Origin of the sequence: Mesorhizobium sp. LMG 17147, assembly GCF_024297145.1 — a bacterium.
In the GTDB taxonomy this organism is placed as follows: domain Bacteria; phylum Pseudomonadota; class Alphaproteobacteria; order Rhizobiales; family Rhizobiaceae; genus Mesorhizobium.
In genome coordinates this window covers 66325-87897 of sequence record NZ_JANCTC010000019.1, presented here as the reverse complement: position 1 = coordinate 87897, position 21573 = coordinate 66325, and the positions used below count along the sequence as shown (strand labels likewise).

The following is a 21573-nucleotide window of genomic DNA, read 5'->3' as shown; positions in this document are numbered from 1 at the left end:
AGGCTGTGGGCGGCGGCACCGACAAAGTGCTCAGCGCGGTGAGCTATGCCCTTTCCGCTGGCTCGTCGATCCAGTTTCTCGCGACCGCGAACGCGTCCGGCACCACAGCCATCAACCTGACCGGCAACGCCTTTGCCCAGACCATCCAAGGCAATGCCGGCGCCAATGTCATCAACGGCGGCGCCGGTGCTGACATCTTGACCGGTAACGGAGGCAATGATGCCTTCGTGTTCAACAGCGCTCTTGGCGCCGGTAATATCGACAGGATCACCGACTTCAACAAGCTCCAGGACAAGATCCAGCTCGACGACGCGGTTTTTGCCGGACTTAAGTTGGGCGGCCTTTCATCCGATGCTTTCTTTGCTGGCACGGCTGCGCACGATAGCTCCGACCATATCATATACAACAGTTCAACCGGAGCGCTCTCTTTCGACAGCGACGGGATCGGCGGCGCAGCTCAAATACAGTTCGCCACTCTCTCTCCAGGTCTGTCGCTTGCAGCAGGTTCATTCCTTGTGATCTGAACGACCCGCAACGGCGGACCTTCAATTCGAGACGGTCCGCCGCTCCGTATTTGGTTCAAGCACCGGATTTTTCTAAAGCGGGTGCCCATTCGGGCTGACGTTTACGCGCGGGAACTGCATCGGAGCACCCGCTCAGCCGACCCACTCGCGTCGGCGATGCGGCGAACGATGCTTGACTACAAGCTCTCTCCACGGCTTAAGCTGGGCCTTTCATCCGACGTTTCTTTGCTGGTACGGCCGCGCATCTAGCTCCGACAATATCATCTACAACAGCTCAGCCGGAGCGCTCTCTTTCGACAGCAACGAGATCGGCGGCGCAGCTCAAACGCAGTTCGCCACGCTTTCTCCAGGTCTCTCGATTACGGCAGGCTCATCCTGCGTGCCCTGAAAGGGCTGGAGCGGCGGACCTTAAGCTCAAGCCGGTCCGCCGCTCTATCTTTGTTCAAGCACCGGATTTCCAAGCGAAGTGACCAGTCCGGGTGGCGCTCTCCTGCTAGGGCGCGACGTACTCTCCATGAGGTTCGCCCGAAAATGGAATGGTATCGTCCTTGTCCTCGTGATGCTGCTTAAAGGAGGCCCACATGGTTTCACTCCATGTCAATACTGAGATTTGGCGATAGCCCCCAGCGGCCAAAAGCGCTCAAACGCGTTTTGTCGCCAACTTGACTTTGAGCAGAGATGCAGAGCTCCATCCAACTTGCTACCCTCAATTATGCACTTGTGGTCGCGGAGGAGGGCAGCTTCCTTCGCGCCTCGCGACGTACAGGGATCGATCACTCCGCGCTCAGCCGGCGCATCCGCGATCTCGAATACGCGATGGGTACGAGAATATTTCATCGCCATGCCCGCGGCGTCGGCCCAACCCCGGCCGGCGAGCGCTTCCTGGGTCGTCTGCGCTCGGTGATGCTCGAACTGGACAATACTCTCACTCTGGCCAGGACCGGCATCAAAGATGAACAACAAAGGCTTTCCGTCGGCTCCAACGGGATAATCCTCGCCGGGCGAGCCTTGGATGCAATCATCGAATTCGGGCAATCTCATCCCAATGTGACCGTCAGCTTGACAGAGAGTCCTTACCCGTCGCCTGAGGCTGCTCTGGGTGCCACTCAGGTCGACGTGGTCGTGACCTCCTCCTCCCGATTTACCGGCGGCGCATTCGAATTGACGCTGTGGAGAGACACTCTGGCTGTCGTTCTTGCCGCAAATCATTCTCTCGCCAGCCGTTCCGTGATCGAGTGGCACGAGTTGCAGCAGGAGACGTTGCTGGTGCGCAGGGGCGAAGCATTTCAGCTCGCCGACGCCGTTGGACGCGCCGTGCAGCTTCCTTTAATCGTCGAACATCACGTCAGTGCGGGCATCCTTTTGCGCCTTGTCGGAAACGGGCTCGGAGTCGCTCTGATTCACGACCAAGATGCCGACAGTGTTTCTCAGGATGCGGTCTGCCGAAAGCTGCGGATCGGGGGCAAACCAATCCAGATCTCCAGTCTAGCTCGTTGGCGCCCCGACAACGCCAATCCTGCCCTGCCGACCTTCATCTCTTTCCTGCGCGATCGGTATTCGTGCTGACAGTCGTCCGACCGGCATGACCCGAACAGTCGTCCCGGCTTCAGGCTTCGCCGGTTCTGGCAAACGCTCTGTCCGCTGTCATGAATTTCGGCAGCATCGGTGCTATCAGCTTTGCCGGATCGGCAATGCTCTGACCCATCTCGCGGCCCGAGCACTTCGGCAAAGGCGACGAGATCGCGATGAACGGCGCCGGGCAGTTCGACCGTGATCTCGACCGGACGGTCATCGGGAATGGCGGAGAGTTTCAGCTTGGTTAGGACGAATCCTTCGTCGCCGCACCCGTTCAGCACCAAAGCCTTTGGCGATGTGTACGAGATCATTGAGCGCCGAGCGGATTTGTGGCCAAGGAAATTCGGAGCATTCCTCCCATGCCTCACCCTCGCGCAATACGGCATCGAGCTTGCCTGCCACACCGGCGAGAGTGGTGGCGGGGGTCGTTGAGAACGCTTGCAGCAGATCTTGCATTTTCTCGCTAGCCTCACGCTCGGCCCTGAAGGCAGCGGTGTAGCCGGTTTCCTCCGCAGCCGCATCCCAGCGTGCCTGATGCGCCGCGAAATCAGCTTCGGCCTTATCGCGGAGAGCCGCCATATCCGGCGCTTTGCCGAGCACTTCGTTGAGCATCTCGATCGAATGGACCGTCACCTGCTCACCCTCGCACAAGCGGACTGTCACGCAAGGAAAGCCGACGCTCTCGACAAGCCTTGTCTCCAGGCGCTGCTGCCTGCGGCAAAGCCGCTCGGTCTGTTTGTGGACTCTCTCCCATTCCCGCCGAAGCGCCAGCGCTGGGTCAGAAGGCACATTAGTCGTTCCGGCGTCGCCTGCGGACGCGTTACCTTCAAGCGTCCACGCGGTAGTAGCCACTACTGTTCCCGCAAGCACTCGCCTGCGGGTGACGAATGGCAGACTCGTGATATTGTCGGAATCAGTCATGATCCGAGCTCCTCAGAAGCTTAGGGTTGTGGTCAGGCCGGGTAAGGTGTTGCACCACCTTATTCGGCCGTTTCACACGGGCTCGTCCTGCCCCGGTCGAGTATTGTCTGGGGCTGAGCGAGCGCAGTGTCCACTCTACGGTCTTAAACGAAACCGCCGGCATAGTCAAGACTTTTGGCATCAAATGATGCGTTAGGTATAATAATGATAACGAGCGAGCAGTTGCGGGCAGCCCGCGCACTTTTGCAATGGGATCAAAAAGCCCTCGCCGCGAAGTCAAAAGTGTCCGTCGCGACCATTAAGCGGCTTGAGCCAATCGCTGGCATGTTGAAGGCCAACCAGGTGACGATCGAAGCACTGAAGCGTGCGTTGGAGGCCGGTGGCGTCGAATTCATTCCCGAAAATGGCGGCGGGCCTGGCGTTCGGCTGGCACGCCCTCTGGAAAGCAAATGACTTGCAACAAACGGGCAGCAAAGGCTTCGTTCATCCATGTCCGGCCTACGTCTTCGATGATGGTTGCGTGCGTCCATCTGCAGCTCAGCTTATGATTGTCATTGTTACAGATCGATTGCGCTCACTCGAAATGCGGGAGCATCCCACGACCTCAAAGCCGAATTGGCGAGCAGCCAAGCAATTGCAGAGAGCAGAAATCAGCCTACGGCTCGGCTTGCCAACGGGTGGGTGGTTGGCACGCTTCCGGCCACTGCCCGCTCGACCGCCAAGGAGCGGCCAAGCCCAATGCTGGCCGTCGTATCGTAGACCGGGAGGCGAACTCTTCTTACAATCTCATCGAAACAGACCGACTCGTACGGTCGACCTTTCCAATGCGAACGGCTCGCTGCCACGATCGGCAGCTCTGGCTGACATTGGCAAGCACAACAGCTGCGGATTCTCCGTTTTTTACTCCGCCGCTCCGCGCTCGGCGCGATTGTTCAAGGTGACGAGATTTTTTTGCCCGGGCCAGGCAATCGGGCTGCTCGTTGCGATGGCGGGGTCCGATTTCCATGATGAGGACGGTCCCTTGCAAGAAGACCAGGTCGCCGAAGATGTCATCCCATTCGATATCGCCCCAGCCGAGGGACATGGCAGGTCGCCTATCCCCAGCGCTACATCCTCCTGCGGGAGGTGGGTTCTTTGGAAGCCCTGCGGGCGCTCGAAGGAATCATGGACATGCAGGTGCCCTGCCACGGGCGCCCTGGCCCGCAGTTGCTCGCGGAAGTTCAGGCCCCGATGGGTGGAATCAATATAGGCGTGGCTGAATTCGACGAGCGCCATCAGGTTGGGATGGCCGACCACCTTCACAGTCTGCGCCGCCTCCGCCGGGCGCTGCCCGCACTGACCCGGTTCCATGGCGAAGAGGTTCTCGAAGGCGATGCGCACACCCGTAGGGTTTGCAGAACTCGGCAAGCTCGAACAACGCTTCGTGTTCGCGTCCCTCTGCAGCGGCACGATCGAGAAGCTGGTCGGCGCGAAAATGCCCACTATGCTGGACAAGCACGCGCGCATCGACCCGGTCGCAGAGTTCGACCAAGGCCTTGGCTGCATGGATCTGGTAACGGCAGACCGCCGGATCCATGAGATTCGATGAGACGACGCCGTGAACCGTATAGCGGAAATCGAATTGGCTGGTCAGTGCGACAAGCCTCTCGGCTCTCTCGGGGATGACGCGGCCACCCGCTACGAGGTCGAAGGTCGTCAGTCCCAGTTCGACGGCTTCCACGCCCATCAGGCAAAGCTGCGAGAGTCCGCCGCAAGGCTCTCCAACCCGCCATTGGCGGAGATTGAGTTAAAACCTGTGGCGATGATGTTGCCCATATGCATCCCCGATGACGGGCGGTGAGGAATCCCGGGCCTGTCAGGTGAGATGGCAACTGCCGAACCGATGCCACTCTCGAAACGGGTCTTCGTTCGCCCCCCCGGGTGCGACCGAGCGGTCTACCGCTGTGATCAGTGGGCCTCCACTAACTCGGATCGGATCCCAACGACCTCGAGTCTCACAAAGCAGGCTGCCTGCCTCGGACCTGCGAGCTCTGAAGAGCACCACTAGTTCCGGACAGATTTCATACAGAGACACCCTTTCTGAGAGCGAACGATTACGGAATCGAGCAAATCACCTTTCATCCTAGCGAAGTCATCGGCCGCCTGAGCTGGTGAGCTGGCAAGATGCGCCGCATAAGGCAAATCAATTCGAACGCCGTAGGCACTGCCCTGCAGAATTTTTCATTGGTTCGTGCCCGCAAAGACCAGGAAAGACCGGTGAAGTTCGCAACACGTTGAATTCTCGGCGACACGTAGACGTTACAGGCCGCCTGTATGCACCCCGCAATGGCTCAGATCTGTCTCGGTTCGGTCCACTCGGCGCCCCTGAGAGGCGAAGTTTTCCGGATCGAGGCGCATGGGCCACTGCGCGCCAGACAGAGCGATCCGATCCGTGTCATACCGTCAGAGGCAAGACACTAGCAATTGGGGGAGCAGATGAAGAAAGAGAACGACGTTGAGAAGCTGGTGCGCACGCTGCGTGCTCGAGCACCTGATGACGCGGCGGAATTGCTGGCCCGAGAGTCTCCCGAGTTTATTCGGGACACACTAAAGTTGTTGCCGGACGGGCACGCCCGTCAGGTGGCGGAGCATTTGCCACCGCATATGCGGCCTATCAAGCCTCATGGCGATGGCAAGGGCCTCGCGGTCCCCGAGTCGCTCGTCGAGCTGATGGACCCGATTCCCGCCAGCGTCCCCGTCGGGGCGACGGTAGCCGCCGCAGTGGAGGCCGTCAGACGCGCAGAGGTGCCGACAGAGCTCACTTATCTCTACGTCACGGACGAGGGCGATAAACTGGTTGGCCTCGTGGTCCTGCGCGATCTGATGCTGAGCGAAGCGGACACCACGGTAGATCAGATCATGCTGCCAAAACCGTTCGCCCTCCCCGTCGATCTGTCCTTGAGCGACGCCTGCAAGGCTGCGGTACGCCGCCACTACCCTGTCTATCCGGTGGTGGACGCGGAGGACCGGCTGCTGGGGCAGGTCCGCGGCTGGCGCTTGTTCGAGCAGCAAATCATCGAGATTTCTGCCCAGTCGGGCCAGATGGTGGGTGTCCAGAAGGAGGAGCGTTCTTTCACGCCGCTGTTTTCAGCCTTCCTGAAGCGTCATCCTTGGCTGCAGCTCAACCTGCTGACGGCCTTCATGGCTGCTTTCGTGGTCAGTTCATTCACAGGCACAATCGAGAAGATCGTCGCCCTGGCAGCATTCCTCCCGGTCTTGGCCGGGCAGAGCGGAAACACCGGCTGCCAGGCACTGGCTATGACGCTGCGTGGCCTTGCCCTGGGCGATGTGGATAAGCGACCGAAACTGCACCTGGTGATGAGGGAGGGCGCGCTCGGGATCGCCAACGGCGTGCTCGTCGGTCTTGTGGCGGCTGCGGCCATGTGGTTCTACGCCTCGCGGCAACCGGAGTCGGCAGCCCAGGCGCCCATGCTGGCACTTGTCATCCTGCTCGCCATGTCCGGATCATGCCTCATGTCCGGAATCTCCGGCGTGCTGATCCCATTGGGCCTGCGGCGGGTCGGCGCCGATCCGGCCGTAGCTTCAGCGATCTTTCTTACCACCGTCACCGATATCGTGGGCATGGGCCTGATGCTGGGGCTCGCCACCATGCTCGTGCTGTAGTTTTTGGCGTGTCCGCCGATGCGCGTCCTGCAAAAGGACGCGGTCGGCGGGATCATCACCGTTGGATTTTTGGAGCTTTGAACCGCCGTGACTGAACAGGTTGCGATACAGACGGATTTTGCGCGTCGTTTGAGCGCAGCCATGGGCCTTCTGGCCCAGGAACTCACCGCGGGCGTGACGACCGCAGGCGTAGCATTGCCGATGTGCGTCTCCTCCGGCGTCCTTGCCCTATCGCCGCTCGGCGCAGATCGGGTGGCGGAAGGCGCGCTTGCCGGCGTCATCGCCGCCATCGTCGGCGGCGTTGTCGCGTCCGCATTTCAACGGTCGTGTTTCGTGACGACCATGCCCAGCAACTCGCTGATCCAGGCCAGCCTGCTGGGATCCCTGCTGGTCGCTCTCGACGGCAACACGACCCAAGCGCTGCTTGCCTTCGTCGGTTGCGTGATGCTGACTGGCCTGTGGATGATCCTCATCGGCGCAACCGGTCTCGCCCGGATCGTCAAGCTTGCCCCCCATCCGGTTGTCGCCGGGTTCGTCTCTGGCGTCGGCATCCTGGTCATCAAGAGCCAGACGCCGATGCTTCTCGCGGTCTCCTCCTGGAGCGGCATCGTGGCGGCGGATTTCAGCCTGGCGACGATCACAAGGCTTCCCTTCGGTCTTGCGCTGATCGCGGCCATGGCGATGATCACGCGGCATGCGCCCAAAGTTCCGGCGCTGCTTGCCGGCCTGATCATCGGCTATGTGATCTACCACGCAGCCCGCCTGTGGGCGCCCGACATTGAGCTCGGCCCCGTTATCGGATCGATCGATATAGAGGGCTGGGCACCGGTAAGCATGATCGAGGCTGCCTCAACGCTCCGGCTGGGGCTGAAACATGTCTGGTGGACCCTGATTGCCGGCTCGTTGACCCTGGCGATCGTGGGAACGCTCGACACCGTCTTTACCCTGCGCACTGCGCGCAATCTGGCCGACGTTCAGGTCGGCCAGGGCCGCGCCCTCGTCGGGCTGGGAATCGCCAATCTTGTCTCTCCCCTCATGGGCGGGCTGTTCGTATCCACGTCGGCCGCGCTGACCGTCGCCAACTACCGTGCCGGCGGGCGCATGCGCACGTCGACGTTTGCGAGCCGGGCGGTGCTGCTCGCGGCCATCCTTGCGTTCCCGGATCTGATCTTCTCAATGCCGCTGGTTGGGCTGTCCGCCATTCTGGTCTTCGTCGGCATCAATACCATCGACCGCTGGGCGCTGCGGACCGCGCGCCAAGCACTTCTCGGCAACAGCGCGGCGGGCCGAATCCAGGCACGGCGTAATATGGCCGTGGTCGCCGCTGTGGCGCTCGCTACAGTCCTTGGCCAACCCGTTGTCGGCGCCGTGGTCGGCGTGGCGCTGGCCTGCATTGTCTTCATGATCGAAATGAGCCGGCCTGTGGTGCGGCGCAAGGAGATCGTCGGCAAGACGCGCTCCAGGCGCATCCGTTCCACTGCTCAGACCGAATTGCTGGCGATTCACGAGCGGGAGCTGGCAGTCCTCGAGCTGCAGGGCGTGCTGTTTTTTGGCAATGCCGATGAGCTCGCGGAGGAAATTGACCGGCTGCCCAGCGTAGTGCGGGTGATCATTCTCGATTTCCGGGCCGTCAGCGACGTCGACGCCTCCGGCGCGTTGACCTTGCAGCAGATCTCCGCTCGCTGCGCCCGGCGCGGTCAGCGATTGTTCTTCAGTGATCTCAGGGATGCCGAAGCCCTGGAGGAGTTTACGTCACAAAGCGATAAGCCCAACATCTACCCCGATCTCGAGGCGGCGCTGGAGCGCTTCGAAGAGGAAATCGTCGAGCGCACGGACAGTGTTGCCCGCTCGGTGATAGCGGTGCCGCTCGAGCGCACCGATTTCGGCATGACCATGGCGCCAGAAGATCTGAAAGTGCTGATGAGTTATCTCGACCACGTCGAGGTCCCCAGAGGCACCGTGCTGTGCCGCGCTGGCGATCAGGCTGACCGACTGTGGATGCTGACGCGCGGCTGTATCAGCGTCTGGGTGGATGCGCCTGGCGGACGGCGCCGGCTGGCGAGCATCGGGGCTGGATGCACAGTGGGGGAAATGGGGTTCCTGACCGAGCGACCGCGCTCGACCGACGTGATCGCGGACGAGGACGTTGTTGCCTATGAGCTGACCTCGTCGGCCGCCAACAAGATATCAAAGGCCAAGCCGCATATCGCGCAAGCCGTGTTGAGAAGCATTGCCCGCCAGCTCTCCGATCGCCTCCGCAATGCGACGGAAGACCTTCGGATGAGCCATATGTGACATTGATGGATCAGGCAGCGACCAAATACGTGCAGAATCACGCGAACTATATTGATCTTGAAGCAAGCCAGGTTCGCTATCGCGCGATGAGTTTTGTTAGTTTCTATCGCGACCGAATATTTCGACCAATACAGCAACGCCGATAAGATGTTTTTGCAACCAGCGCAGCCGAAATACGAATGGACCCGAAAGTTTGTTGCGCGGCTGCAACAGCTGTTGAAAACTCGGACGATTTCGCCAAAGTTCAGTCGCCTTTTTTCTTGTGGTCGTGCTAAGTCCTTCGCACTGGTCGGGTTTGGGGTGGTTCTCGGCATGCAATCTTCGTTTCGAACAATCGTCGGCTGCGCCGCGGCGCTGCTTTGTAGCGGCGCATTGCCGGCTGGCGCGCAGGGTCTTTTTTCGGCCTATGACGATGCTTTTTCAGCCCGCATCGCCAGTCCGGCCGACAACGGAACGCTCGCCCAGTTCGTCACGGTTGCCGTCAATGCAGGACAATACGATCAGGCGATCTCCTCGATCGAGCAGTATCTGGTCAAATATCCCCGCGATGCGCGCGCCCGGCTGGCGGCCAGCCGGTTGTACTATCATGTCGGCTCCTACGAATTGGCCCGGCGGCAGGTGCAGTACGGCATCGAAGTCGGCGGCCTGTCGGCGAGCGAGCAGCAGGAAGCTGTTCGCCTGCTCGCCCGCATCGAGCGCGCCTTGCGTGGCGTCACCTGGGAACTCGCTCTGACCGGCGGCGTGTTCAGCGCATTCACCGATTTTGAGCCCGGCGGGGCGCAGGACGACGACAGCTTCGTCTCGCCCTATGGGCGTGCGGAAGGCTTTGTCCGGTGGGACCTCGGCACGCCAAGCGCCGACGCCCTCGTCCTTTCGGGGTCGTTGACTGCGACACAGCGCTTTTTCACGGAAGACCTGTCGGTTCCGGGTAGCAAGGAGACTTTCGTCCACGGCAACGCCGCTATCACCTGGGACAAGGGGCTGCCCAATAGTGGGATCGATTCGCTGCGCCTGTTACTTTCGGCGTTTACCGTTACAGATCGTTTCGACAGCGACATCCAAGAAACCGGCATCGGCGTCAGTGGACGCTTTCTTGTGCGCCCGACGGTCGAAACGACGCTTTTTGCAGGCGGCGGCTACATCGATCTAAGCGCCTCGCAAGGCATTTTCGCCGATAGCAGGGTTTTCTATGAGGCAGGCGGCAGCTACCGCTTCCGCAATGGCCAGGCGCTCGGACTGCGCTTTGTCGGCTCGAATGACTTCGCCTCCGGATCTGGCGAAATCGGACACAGCTACACGGGCGAGATCCGCTATGGCGGCCTGTTGATGACCGTACCGGATCTCTTCGCATGGTCGCACCAGGTCGCGTTCTCGGCCGGCCACAGCAACACTCCCGATCTGTCCGTTGGCATCGGCACAAATATCAAGAGCGACTTCTGGCGCATTGCCTCGGAAAGCGATTTTCAGCTGACGGAGGCGCAGAAGATCAGCGTCGATCTCGCCTATCGCGAAACCAACTTCGACATCGCCAACCGCGACCGGAAATCGTTCGAAATACTCATGAGCTACACGTTGACGCTCAATTGAAAGAGGCCGCGATGAGGACCCCGTACCGTCAGATCGCCATTTTTGTCGCCTGCCTTGCCTTCACGGCACCATCCGCCGCTGAAACGATCGGGTCGATGACGGCCTACCAGACCAACATCGTCCGCAACAACGGCGGGACAATGAACGTCGGTGCCGGCGTCGAACTAGGGGATCAGCTGCGCAGCGATCCCACTGGTCTTGGAATGCTGGTGTTCCGGGACGAATCGAGCGCCAAGATTGGTCCGAACACCAGCCTGACGATCGATGAATTCGTCTACAATCCGGGCTCCGGATCTGGAAAAATCGACATCGGGATGAACAGCGGCCTGGCCCGTTTTTATGGCGGCCAGGTTTCGAAAGGCGGCGTCATGCAGGTTGCGACGCCGCATATGGTGCTCGGGGCAAGAGGCGGCATCATCGAAGTGCTGGTGGCAGCCGGCCAGACCGTCGGCATACTGCGCGCCGGCCGCATGACCTGCACGATCAATGGCAAACGGCTGGTCATCACAAACCCGGGCTACGCCTGCACATCGGACGATGGCAAGCTGCTGACCGGCTACGGCGGCATCGACACCTTCCCGATATTGGACAGCATCGACCGGATAGCCGGCACCGGCCTGCCAGGCGCACCGGGTCCTGGATTGGATGTAAGCGCGATCTGTGCATCGGCACTCGGCGGCTCGCTCAAAGTCTGCGACTCCACCGACGGCGCATTGCCCGGAGTGGTCATGGAGTTCCCCGACAGCCTGACGCCACCTGTGGGCGGCGGAGTGGAGGATGATGGCGAGTGTGAGGGTGAAGGTTGCTGCTACTACTGCAATTAGGCCTGGCCGCACGACATGAGCCTCTTGGTCGGTTGGCGCTGGGCTGATTGGCGGCAAGCTGGCAGGCGCAAAATATCCGGTCTTGCGGTCGTGCTCTTGCTGGTCGCTTGCCATTTGGCTTTCGATGGGCCGCTGTCGCGCCTCCGCGAACGCACGTACGACTTCTACCAGTTTCTCGCCCCGCGCCAGGCGACCAGCAATCCTGTCGTGATCGTCTCGATAGACGACGCCAGCCTCAAGGCACATGGGCGATGGCCCTGGAACCGTGGCCTCTTGGCCGATCTGGTCGATGGCATCACCGCATCCGGCGCCTCGGTGACCGGGCTTGCGCTGGTGCTGCCCGAGGCCGACACCTCGCCTGAGGGCATCGCTGGAGACAAGCGCCTGGCAGCGGCGCTGGCCAAAAACCGAACGGCGCTTGCCGTCAGCCTGGGCAACGAGGCGACAGTTTCAGAAGCAGAGCCCAAGGCCGGCTGGTCGATCGTCGGGCAAGTACCCGACACACTTCCCGGCTTCACCGGCCTGACCGGCTCGCTTGCCCAATTCTCGAACGCCGCCGCGGGCCTCGGCGTCATCCGCACCTTGCCCGATCCCGACGGCGTACTGCGCCATGTGCCGCTGCTGTGGCTTCGCAATACCGCTCAAGGCGTGCAGCTGTGGCCGTCCTTCGCACTCGAGCTCCTGCGCCTTTATGCCGGGCAGGACGGCTACATAGCCCGCCTGAATGCCGCCGGGTTCGATGCACTCAGGATGGCCGGCGCCATCGTGCCGCTCGAATCGGAGGGGAGCATCCGCCTCTGGGAAACCAGCACCGATACGCCACGCATATCTGCCAGCACTATCCTTTCGGGCGACAGTGATCAGCGGCTGCGGGATGCCATTGTCATTGTCGATCTGTCGGCCGTGGGATTGACCCAGTACCTGCCTACCCCGACACGTCCAGCGCGACCAGGCGCGGACATCCACGCCGATGCAATCGGCCAGTTGCTTGCCGGGCGCTACCTGGCAGAGCCAACGCACGCGCGCACGGTGGAGCGGCTCTGGTTTGTCCTCACTGCCCTCATGTTCATCGGGCTTTCCGGAGTGCTCGCCGAGCGTGTCTTGCTTGGTGCCCTAGCTCTCGCGCTGCTGGCCGTCACGCCCTTCGTGTTCGGCGCTCTCGAATACAGCATGCAGGGTACACTCTATGACCCGCTGCAGCCGGCGCTTGCGACGATCCTGGTGGCCGGGTTCGAAGGCTATGTCCTCTACAGGCGCAGCGAGCAGCGCCGGTCCACCCTGGCACGGCAGTTCTCCCAGTATCTGTCGCCTTCCGTGGTGCAGCGCCTCGCAAGCTCGGACACCGAAGCCATCCTGTCCGGCGAGAAGCGCGAGATCACAATCCTGCTCAGCGACATACGCGGCTTCACGACGATGAGCGAACAACTCGATACCCAGGAAATTGCAAAGGTGGTCAACCACTTCCTCGGCATTGCGACCGATGAGATCCTCAAGCGCGACGGCACCATCGACAAGTTCATGGGCGACGCGGTGCTGGCCTTCTGGAACGCGCCGCTTGATCAGCCGGACCATCGCGAGCGCGCGCTCGACGCGGGGCTAGCCCTGATAGAACGGGTAAAGCGTGAAGACGCCGCTTTCACCGCCGACGGCCACCCCTCTATCGCAATCGGCGTCGCCATCGAGACCGGCATCTGCTCGGTAGGCAATTTCGGCTCCGAACGGCGCTTCGACTACACCGCGATCGGCTCGCCGGTGAACCGCACCGCACGGCTCGAATCGACGACCAAGAAGCTGCGCATCCCCCTGGTGCTTGGCCCCGGCTTTGCGAAGGGAGCATCGATGCCAGTTGTCCAGGCGGGCGCCTTTGAGCTCCAGGGTTTCAAGGGCGAGGTCCCGGTTTTCACCGTTCCGGAGATGCAGGCTGCTCACCAAAGTATGAGCCGCGAAGAAGAGAGCCAACGTGGTGAGCAATCTGGCGCCCCTGCCGTGGTGCTTGGTTCGCCGCCATCCGTGCAAATGGCACCGGCTGATCTTGCACCCCGAACCCGAAGCACACGCTGACCGGATCCAGCGGATCGCAGAGGTGCCGACCTGCTTTGTGAACTAATACTGTTGGGGAGGCCTAGGTGTCATCAAACGGCCCTTTAATTGCGGGTGGCTGTCAATCCGGATCAGCGCGACAGCCGATGAGACGCGGATAGACGGCGAAGGGATCGGTCGAGGTAACCCCGGCAATGACTGTCGAGGCCGCCGAATTTTCGTGTTATCCAGTTCCCCACCAATGGCAGCACGGCTTCGTTGAGTTCGCCGGCGCCATCGTGTGGAGGCAGCGCGTGGTTCAGATTGTTTATCCTCGCCGCCGGATCGTGCGCTGGGGATGTTCCCAAGAGCATCCAGCGGTAGCACTCCCCGAGCTGCCCCTAACGAGAAAGTTCGCTGGGCCGGGATTATGGCCGTTATGAACCTGACGCAATCGATACAGCTGGCGCTGGCCTCGTCGGGCGCGTGGGCGGTCTATCGACATCAATCGGTCGCCGCGGATGTTGGGATGCGCATGCGTCGGCGCACGTAGCGTCGATACGCCTTGGGCATGTGGGCGTTGACAGTGACATGGCCGGACCGACGTGTTTCAGACGCCGAGCAATTCTCAGGACTGAGCACCAGAACCGAACCTCCCGACGGATTTTCGCGAGCTGCATTCCTCCCTTCCCTCCTTATCAAAACCGCCGCTCGCGAATTCGCTGGCGAGTATATCTTCGGTATGATATACATATATCCCTCATGGAGATATACAAAATGCCGCTCTTCATTCGCGATCCCGACGTCGACGCCATGGCCGTCGAGCTGCAGCACATTACCAACGCGCGCAGCAAGACCGAGGCCGTCAGAACCGCCTTGCGCCACGAGATCGAGCGTAACCGCGGCAGCGTCCCGCTGCGCGAGAGACTTGCCAAAGTCAAGGAAATGGCGCGGCGGATCGGGCCGGCCAACCCTGATTTCGATATGAAGAAATTCACCGACCAAATGTGGAGCGACGACTGATGTTCGTCGATGCCTCGGTGATCGTTGCCATCCTGAACGAGGAACCTGGCGCGGAAGAACTGGAAAAGCGGCTCGCGGCCGCGACCAAGCCGCTGTATATCTCCCCGCTCGTCCGGTTCGAGGCAGTCCAGGGTCTCGCGCGAGCGTCGGCCGAAGCCATCAAAAAGAACGCCAAACCCACGGCCAACATGCTGGCGCAAGCCCGTGACACCGTCGACGCCTTTTTGATCGAGATCGCCGGCAAGGAAATCATGATATCCGGCGACATCGGCGACCGGGCGATCGAAGCCAGCATGAAATACGGCAAAGCAGTCGGGCACAAAGCCGATCTCAATTTCGGCGATTGTTTTGCCTACGCTTGCGCGAAGGCTCACCGGCTTGCCCTGCTTTACAAGGGCAATGACTTTTCACAAACTGATCTGGCGTAACGGCCTACGCAGCGGACTTGATCAAGGATTTGCCGGAGGGTGACATGCTGCTCGCCGACAACGGCTAGACTATGATGCCAAGGCCTTGCGCAATGCCGTCACCGAGCAAAAGGCAGGGGCCAACATCCCGCCCAAGGCCAACCGCAAGGACCCGATGTGCTTCAGCCCCTTCCTCTACAGGGCCCGCAACCTCGTCGAACGCTTCTTCAACAAGGCCAAGCAGTTCCGTCGCATCGCAACTCAATATGACAAGCTGGCAGAAAACTACCTTGCTGCCCTGAAACTCGTCTCAACTCGCATCTGGCTACGCGGTGATGAGTCTACGTCCTAGCGTTTTGCGTGCCCTCCCCGGTTGTCATTCGCCGCGCATGGTGGCCTGGAAGGCCGGCAGGTGCTTCTTCTGTGCCTCGAGCATTTTCTCGCGATAGACGCCATAGATGACGTCGGTGTCGTGCAGTGTGACGCCGGCAATTGTCGGCGAGGCAAAAACCGGCAGTTCGATGCCGCGTTTCGAAAGCGCCTCGGCGGTGCGGGCGATCAGCTCATGCGCCAGGATCATGGCAAGCACGGTCGACGAACCAGAGACGGGCCGGCTCCAGCCCTCGACCGGCACGATGGCATCCTCGATCGGCGCGCAGGTGTCGATGACAAGGTCGGCGGCATCGGCAAGCCGCTTGCCGGAAGAGTGCGTCGCCGGCTTGTCGAGATTGTTCTTGCTGGTCACCGCAACGACAAAGATGCCGCGTTTTTTCGCGTAAAGTGCCGTATCAATGCCCGACGAATTGCGGCCGCTGTGGCCGAAGATGATGATCGAATCGCCTTTGTTGAGCGGCTGGTGGTCGAGGAATTTCTCGGCGTATTTCTCGGTCCGCTCCAGCCACAGAAGTTCGCGCACGCCGCCGGCGCCGAGCACATTATGCCACATGACACGTGGGTCGGTCAGCGGATTGAAGCCGACATAGCTGCCGTAGCGCGGAAACACTTCCTGGACTGGCAACACCGAGTGGCCCGACCCGTAGAGATGAACCAAGCCACCGCTCTCGAGCGTGTCGGCAAAGCGGCTGGCCGCCTCACCAAAGGCTTCGGCATTGGCTTTCGAGGCCTGTTCGATGAGGGCGGCAAGGCGAGGTATGTAAAGATCGGACACGTCGGTACTCCTGTTATGGGTCGGCTTGGGTATGGCTCAGCTTCTTGCGGTTGGCGCGGCGCGACCGGCACGCAGCGTCGAGCGGATTTCGTAGCGGTCGCCACGCATGACCGAGACGGTGAATTCGAATGGGCCGCGCTCGTCGGTGGTGATGCGCTCGACCACGAAAGCGGGACTCCCCGCGGGCAGATCGAGCAACTCGGCATCCGCCGCCCCGACCGCACCGACACGGTAGTTTTCGCGTGCCGCGACCGGCACGATGCCGTAATGGCGCTCCAGCGCTTCGTAGAGCGAGCCCTGCAGCAGGCCGGCATCGAGAAAGCCGGGCACGCGCGCGGCCGAGAGCTGCGCCGTCTGGATACCGATCGGCTCGTTGTTGCCGAGCCTGAGCCGGCGGACGCGCACCACCGGGTCGCCTTCCTCGATCTCCAGCGCTCCGGCCGCGGCGGCATTGGCGGTGGTCAGGCTGCAGTCGAGCAAGCGCGAGCCCGCGACCACGCCCATATTGCCCATTTCCTGGGTGAAGCTCGTCAGTTCGCGGGTGCCGGCGACCAGCGTGGTGGAGCGCACGAAGGTGCCACGGCCATGTTCGCGCCTGAGCAGCCCGTGCTCCTCCAGATTGCGCAGCGCGTGACGCAGCGTGATGCGGCTCACTCCGAACAGGGCGCACAGTCTGTCTTCGGCCGGAATCTGGTCGCCGGTTGCCCATTCGCCGCTCTTGACGATGGCGCGAATGGCCTCTTCCACTTGATACCAGAGCGGCTCGGGCCTTTTGCGGTCGGGTTGCTGAAAGCTCGGCTCGCTCATCTTATCTGCCTCCACTGTGCACCGGCGAGACCGGCCAGAGAGGCGCCGACGAGACCGGCGCGGGAACCGAATTCGCCGGACCGCAGAACGACGCCGCGCAGATGCGGCGGCAGCTGACGCCGCAATGCCGCGAGCAGCGGCGGTCCGACCACGTCCAGCGCATCGGCAAGGCCCCCGGAAATCAGGACTGCCTGGGGATCGAGCAGCGCGACCGCACCCGCAAGGGCGGTGCCCAGCCGGCGCGCCGGCATCTCCAATGCGTCAAGGGCGGCCGTCTTGCCGGCCCGGGCGGCCTCGACCAGCCTGCCGCCATTGGCCAGCCCGATCTGGCGCGCCGCGGCGTCGAACGCCCGCCCGGAAGCGAAGCGCTCCAGCCAGCCGCTGCGGTCCTCGCCTTCATCCTCGATGTCGGCGCAGGCCCAGCCGAATGAGCAGGCGCCGCCACGTGCGCCGGCGACGATGCGATTATTGGCCAGAACGGCGGAGCCGATGCCGGTGCCGATCGCCAGCAGGATGGCATCGGACAGGCCCTTTGCAGCACCTTCGACCGCCTCGGCCAGCATGGCGATCTGCGCGTCATTGCCAATGGCAACAGGCAGACGAGGAAACAACGCCGCGATGTCGACACCGTCGAGATAGGACAGGTTCGGAACCCAGTGGCAGACCGAGCCTTCTACAAGCCCCGGCACCGCCAGGCCAAGTGCCTCGACCGGACCGGCCTCGGCGCGCAACGCGCCGATACGGGCGACGAAGGCATCAAGGCTTGCCGGCGCAGGCTCGCGGCTGAGCATCTCCAGCCAGCGAACATCGCCGGTATGGATTGCGGCGCGCAAATTGGTGCCGCCAAGATCGATGGCCAGAACGCGTGTCATCGAGAGCGGCTCCGATTGGCAGCCGGCGCGAACAGCCCGCTGCCGGCATGCCAGGATTGCGACGCTGCCACAAAACCCTGCGCGTAGCGCGTGCCGCGCAGACAGCCGCGCAGCCGATAAAGTGCGCTGTAATAATCGACATACGGGAAACTGCTCAGGCCACGTGCAAGTTCGTATTCCTGCACCGCCTCGCTCCAGGCCTCGAAGCCGTCACTGACATCGACGAGATGCTCGGCACGAAAGCCCGCGTCGTCCTCCCAGTTCTCGCCGAACAGCAGCAGTTGCGGCGTGTATGCGCCATGGTCGCGCTTCAGCGTTGGCAATGCCGCAAAGAAGATCCCGGTCTGCGTCAGCCGGGCCGCGGCGCGATGGTCCTTGTGCCAGCTGCCATGCCAGTGGGTGATGACGATTTGCGGCTTCAACTCGCGCACAACGTCGCACACCTTGAGCGCCGTCTCGTCGTCGCAAGGCAAGAAGGCGTCGTGCAGCCCCAGACTGCGCATGGCAACGCCGAGCCTGGCTGCGGCCTTTGCGGCCTCCTCCTGCTTCTGGACGCAATAGTGCTCGGGGGCGAGGCTTGGATGGCCCTGTTCGCCCATGCTGAGATGCAGGAAGGTGACTTCGGCACCGCCTTGCACCACCGTCGCCGCCAGTGGACCGGCAATCACCTCGGCATCGAAGGCGTGCGCTCCGACGACCAGGATCGAGCGTGCGGCATAGATCTTGTCCTCGATCATTTCACGCCTCCCCCGGTGCCGACGCCTTCGCGAATCTGGCGGGCGAGCAGACAGTACATGATCAGGATGGGGGCCATGGAGATGGCAAGCGAGGCGAACACCAGGCCCCAATCCGTGCGGAACTGGCCGACAAAGACGCTGATGGCCAGGGGCACGGTCTTGTAGCGATCATCGAAGATGAAGATCAGTGGGAAGAAGAAGTCGTTCCAGACGGCGATAGCTGTGAAGATGGCGACGATCGATATTGCGGGCTTCACCATCGGCAGCACGATCTGGAACAGGATGCGCGCCTCGCCGGCCCCGTCCATACGCGCCGCCTCGTCGAGTTCGGACGGCAGCACCCGCATGAAATTTGCGAAGATGAAGACGGCGAAGGGAATGCGGATAGCCGAATAGACGAGGATCAGGCCAGTCAGCGAATCCAGCAGGCCAAGGTTGCGCATCAGCGTGAACAGCTCCACCGAGGCAAGCCGGATCGGCAGCATGATGCCGGACAGGAACAGGCCGAGCATGATGCCGTTCCAGCCCAGCCGGTAGCGGCTCAGCGGAAAGGCGGCCATTGCCGACACGAAGATGGTCAGGATCACCGCACCGCCGGTGACGATCAGGCTGTTGATGAAATTCTGGCCGAGATCAGCGCGCGTCCAGGCCGCAACGAAATTGTCGAAGGCAAAGCTTTGCGGCAGGCCGAGCCTGTTGTCGTAGATCTCCGCCGTGGTCTTGAAACAGGAGACGACGAGAATATAGAGCGGCAACAGCACCGCTGCGGTCCACAGGACCAGCGCCGTCCAGCCCGGCAGTCGTGCGAGCTGTTGAGGGAGCGTGTTCACAATTCCACCGTGCGACGGTCGAAGAAGCGCAGCATCAGAAGCGTGCCGATGCTGAGGATGAGAAACAGCAGCGTTCCCAGCGCAAGCGCCAGGCCTATATCCGTGATGCCGACCGCGCCTTCGGCGCCGAAGGCGAGCCGGTAGAAATAGGTTACCAGCGTGTCGGTCGAATAGCTTGGATTGCCCTGCACGCCCTGCATGACATAGACGATGTCGAACTGGTTGAAGGTGTTGATGAACGACAGCGTCGTCAGCGTGCCGATGGCCGGCATCAGCAAAGGCAGGGCAACCGAGACCAGCATGCGGCCGCTGCCGGCGCCGTCCAGCCTGGCAGCCTCGAATATCTGGCCGGAAATCTGCCTGAGCCCGGCCGTGTAGATCAGCACCGGCAGGCCCATCCAGTTCCAGGCGTCGACGGCGATTAGCATCGCTAACGCGGTGTGGCTGTTGCCGAGCACCGTCAGGTTGCCTTGATGCAGGCCGAGGCCATTGAGCATCCATTCGATGGCGCCGCCGGGCGCCAGCAGCAGGCGCCACAGGGCGCCAACGATAACTGGGCTCAGTACCGCCGGGAAGAAGAACACCGACTGGAAGAAGGCCGCACCCTTCTCGCGCAGGAACAGCAGCCAAGCGAACAGCAGGCCAAGCCCGTTCTGAAACAGCATGATGCCGAAGAACCAGGCGACATTGTGCCAGAGCGCCCCGTAGAGCCGTCCGCCGCTCGGGAAAACGAACAGGCGGGTAAAATTCGACATGCCGGCGTACTCCAGCATGCGCAGGCCCCTCCAGACGAAGAAGCTGCCCCATAGCGACATCAGCAGCGGATAAAGGACAAACAGCGAATAGACGGCCAATGCCGGCAGGATGAACAGCACGGCCATGTGCTGCTGGGTGCGCTGAAGGCTGCTTTTGCGGCGACGGGCGATCATGTGCTGTTTCGCGCAGGGTGTGATGGCCTACTGCTTCGGCTTGAACCAGCTGCTGACGGCGGCCTGCATGTCGGCCGCCAGCTTCTGCGGCGTGATGTTGCCTTCGACCATGTCGATGATCTCGGACTGCAGGATCGAGGAGGCCGTCGGCGTCTGCCAGCGGAAGCCGACAAGCGTCAGATAGGGTGTGGAATTCTTCGACATTTCCATCATCTTGGCGAGCACCGGGTCTTTGACGGTCACGTCGGTGCGGGCCGGCGGCCAGCCCAACTCGTCGGCGAAGAGCTGCGCGAACTCGGCCGAGGCCATGAAGTTGAGCACCTTGGTCGCCGCCTCCTTGTTGGCGCTTTCAGAGACCAGGCCATAGGAGCCGTCCGAAAAGGCCGAGGTATAGAGCTTGGTGGCAGGATCGTCGGCGGGGAACGGGAAGATCGAGAATTTCAGCTTCGGGTTCTGCGCCTTGAAGCTGCCGTTCTCGAACGAGCCGCCGAAGAACATGGCCGCCTTGCCGCCGATGAATTGCTGTGTCGAGGTGGTGTAATCGACGCCGGCAAAGCCGTCGGAGAAATACGGCTTCAACTCGGCAAAGCGCTTCAGGGCAGCTACGTAGCGCGGATCCTCGAAGGTCGCCTTGCCGCTCATCATCTCGTCGTAGAAGCCCGGGCCATAAATGGTCGGGCCGACGACACCAACGCCGATCTCCAGTGCCCAGGCGGAGCCGTTGGCGCCGCCGGCGGCAATCGGTGTTATGCCCGCCGCTTTCAGCTTCTCGCAGGCGGCGACGAAATCCTTGTAGGTCTTGGGGATCTCGATGCCCTGGGCGGCAAAAATGTCCTGGTTATAGAAGACGCCCATCATCGGCACCGAATAGGGCACGCCGTAGATCTTGCCGTCGGCGCGGCCACGAGCGCCGCCCAGCGCGCTATCGGGCATGCTCTTCAGCTCCGGCACGCTGTCGTCGAGCGCGTCGAGATAGCCACCCTCGACGAACGGCTGCAGTTCCCCGTATGCCTTGAGCTGGGCGATGTCAGGCCCGCGGCCGCCGCGCAGTGCCGTGCTCAGCCGGTTCTGGTAGTCGGCATCCGGGGTGAACTGGATATTGACCTTGATGCCTGGGGTCTTGGCCTCGAAGGCGTCGAAGATGCGGCGCATCGCAGCCTGGTCCTCGGTGCGCCAGCTCCATAACGTCACGGTGTCGTCAGCCTTTGCCGGCAGTGCGGTGATGACCCCGGTGCAGACTGCGGCAAAGCCGCCGATCAGGCCGAGTGCGGCGCGTCGATGAATTGAAAACATGCTCAGTCTCCCATTCTTGTCGATTGTCATTCCCACAGCGGTTCAAAAGCCGAGAGGCGGTCATAAGCTTTCTCATGTCATTATAACGACATGACTTCG

At 61.8% G+C, this 21573-nt stretch carries 17 protein-coding genes and 4 pseudogenes; 11 read left to right on the top strand and 10 right to left on the bottom strand.

All coding sequences use genetic code 11. From position 1 onward, the window contains the following. Together NMG46_RS24895 and NMG46_RS24890 are read left to right on the top strand one after the other, a co-directional pair. Positions 1–524, top strand: a pseudogene (locus NMG46_RS24895) (calcium-binding protein); the annotation flags it as partial. Between the two features lie 678 nt (positions 525–1202). Next, positions 1203–2090 (top strand): LysR family transcriptional regulator, encoded by an 888-nt coding sequence (locus tag NMG46_RS24890; RefSeq protein ID WP_254820112.1) that lies wholly within the window; start codon positions 1203–1205, stop codon positions 2088–2090. A gap of 40 nt (positions 2091–2130) precedes the next feature. Here the strand turns inward: NMG46_RS24890 and NMG46_RS24885 are convergent. Both NMG46_RS24885 and NMG46_RS24880 read right to left on the bottom strand, forming a co-directional pair. Continuing rightward, positions 2131–2410: pseudogene (locus NMG46_RS24885) on the bottom strand (DUF2274 domain-containing protein). After that, complete coding sequence (locus NMG46_RS24880) at positions 2313–3020, bottom strand: hypothetical protein (RefSeq protein WP_254820111.1); 708 nt, start codon at positions 3018–3020, stop codon at positions 2313–2315. Before NMG46_RS24880 ends, NMG46_RS24885 begins: the two are co-directional and overlap by 98 nt. Positions 3021–3224: 204 nt before the next feature. Here NMG46_RS24880 and NMG46_RS24875 point away from each other — a divergent pair, with 204 nt between their 5' ends. Then, a complete protein-coding gene (locus tag NMG46_RS24875) occupies positions 3225–3473 on the top strand; it encodes a transcriptional regulator (RefSeq protein ID WP_254820110.1) in 249 nt (82 codons plus the stop codon). A gap of 496 nt (positions 3474–3969) precedes the next feature. Here the strand turns inward: NMG46_RS24875 and NMG46_RS24870 are convergent. After that, positions 3970–4835 (bottom strand): annotated as a pseudogene (locus tag NMG46_RS24870) (TIM barrel protein); the annotation flags it as partial. Between the two features lie 660 nt (positions 4836–5495). Between NMG46_RS24870 and NMG46_RS24865 the strand changes: the two are divergent. The 8 genes and pseudogenes from NMG46_RS24865 to NMG46_RS24830 form a co-directional block, all read left to right on the top strand. Further along, the gene (locus NMG46_RS24865; protein ID WP_254820109.1) at positions 5496–6683 is read left to right on the top strand and encodes a magnesium transporter; all 1188 of its coding nucleotides are present in this window, start codon (positions 5496–5498) and stop codon (positions 6681–6683) included. A gap of 141 nt (positions 6684–6824) precedes the next feature. Next, positions 6825–8978 carry a SulP family inorganic anion transporter gene (locus NMG46_RS24860; protein WP_254820108.1) on the top strand — a complete coding sequence of 718 codons (2154 nt, stop codon included), beginning with the start codon at positions 6825–6827 and terminating at the stop codon, positions 8976–8978. A gap of 312 nt (positions 8979–9290) precedes the next feature. Beyond that, on the top strand, positions 9291–10565 hold the full coding sequence (locus NMG46_RS24855; protein WP_254820107.1) for a M48 family metallopeptidase: 1275 nt from the start codon (positions 9291–9293) through the stop codon (positions 10563–10565). A gap of 11 nt (positions 10566–10576) precedes the next feature. Next, entirely contained in the window at positions 10577–11389 is an 813-nt protein-coding gene (locus NMG46_RS24850) for a FecR domain-containing protein (protein ID WP_254820106.1), read from the top strand. A gap of 15 nt (positions 11390–11404) precedes the next feature. Further along, entirely contained in the window at positions 11405–13450 is a 2046-nt protein-coding gene (locus tag NMG46_RS24845; protein ID WP_254820105.1) for a CHASE2 domain-containing protein, read from the top strand. 735 nt (positions 13451–14185) lie between these two features. Then, entirely contained in the window at positions 14186–14431 is a 246-nt protein-coding gene (locus tag NMG46_RS24840) for a type II toxin-antitoxin system VapB family antitoxin (RefSeq protein ID WP_023678723.1), read from the top strand. After that, positions 14431–14859, top strand: coding sequence for a type II toxin-antitoxin system VapC family toxin (locus NMG46_RS24835; protein ID WP_023678722.1), 429 nt, complete (start codon positions 14431–14433; stop codon positions 14857–14859). The genes NMG46_RS24840 and NMG46_RS24835 overlap by 1 nt, the downstream gene beginning before the upstream one ends. Positions 14860–14885: 26 nt before the next feature. Beyond that, positions 14886–15190 (top strand): annotated as a pseudogene (locus NMG46_RS24830) (transposase); the annotation flags it as partial. A 24-nt stretch (positions 15191–15214) separates the two neighbouring features. On the opposite strand, the gene NMG46_RS24825 reads toward NMG46_RS24830, so the two are convergent. The 7 genes from NMG46_RS24825 to NMG46_RS24795 are packed head-to-tail and all read right to left on the bottom strand — an operon-like array spanning position 15215 to position 21474. Then, a complete protein-coding gene (locus tag NMG46_RS24825; RefSeq protein WP_254820104.1) occupies positions 15215–16006 on the bottom strand; it encodes a sugar isomerase domain-containing protein in 792 nt (263 codons plus the stop codon). A gap of 36 nt (positions 16007–16042) precedes the next feature. Continuing rightward, on the bottom strand, positions 16043–16813 hold the full coding sequence (locus NMG46_RS24820; protein ID WP_254820103.1) for a GntR family transcriptional regulator: 771 nt from the start codon (positions 16811–16813) through the stop codon (positions 16043–16045). Beyond that, the gene (locus NMG46_RS24815) at positions 16810–17685 is read right to left on the bottom strand and encodes an ROK family protein (protein ID WP_254820102.1); all 876 of its coding nucleotides are present in this window, start codon (positions 17683–17685) and stop codon (positions 16810–16812) included. The genes NMG46_RS24820 and NMG46_RS24815 overlap by 4 nt, the downstream gene beginning before the upstream one ends. Next, on the bottom strand, positions 17682–18422 hold the full coding sequence (locus tag NMG46_RS24810) for a PIG-L deacetylase family protein (RefSeq protein WP_254820101.1): 741 nt from the start codon (positions 18420–18422) through the stop codon (positions 17682–17684). The genes NMG46_RS24815 and NMG46_RS24810 overlap by 4 nt, the downstream gene beginning before the upstream one ends. After that, positions 18419–19252 carry a carbohydrate ABC transporter permease gene (locus NMG46_RS24805; protein WP_254820100.1) on the bottom strand — a complete coding sequence of 278 codons (834 nt, stop codon included), beginning with the start codon at positions 19250–19252 and terminating at the stop codon, positions 18419–18421. Before NMG46_RS24805 ends, NMG46_RS24810 begins: the two co-directional genes overlap by 4 nt. Then, a complete protein-coding gene (locus NMG46_RS24800) occupies positions 19249–20181 on the bottom strand; it encodes a carbohydrate ABC transporter permease (protein WP_254820099.1) in 933 nt (310 codons plus the stop codon). The genes NMG46_RS24805 and NMG46_RS24800 overlap by 4 nt, the downstream gene beginning before the upstream one ends. 27 nt (positions 20182–20208) lie before the next feature. Next, on the bottom strand, positions 20209–21474 hold the full coding sequence (locus tag NMG46_RS24795; RefSeq protein WP_254820098.1) for an extracellular solute-binding protein: 1266 nt from the start codon (positions 21472–21474) through the stop codon (positions 20209–20211). Positions 21475–21573 lie beyond the last annotated feature (99 nt).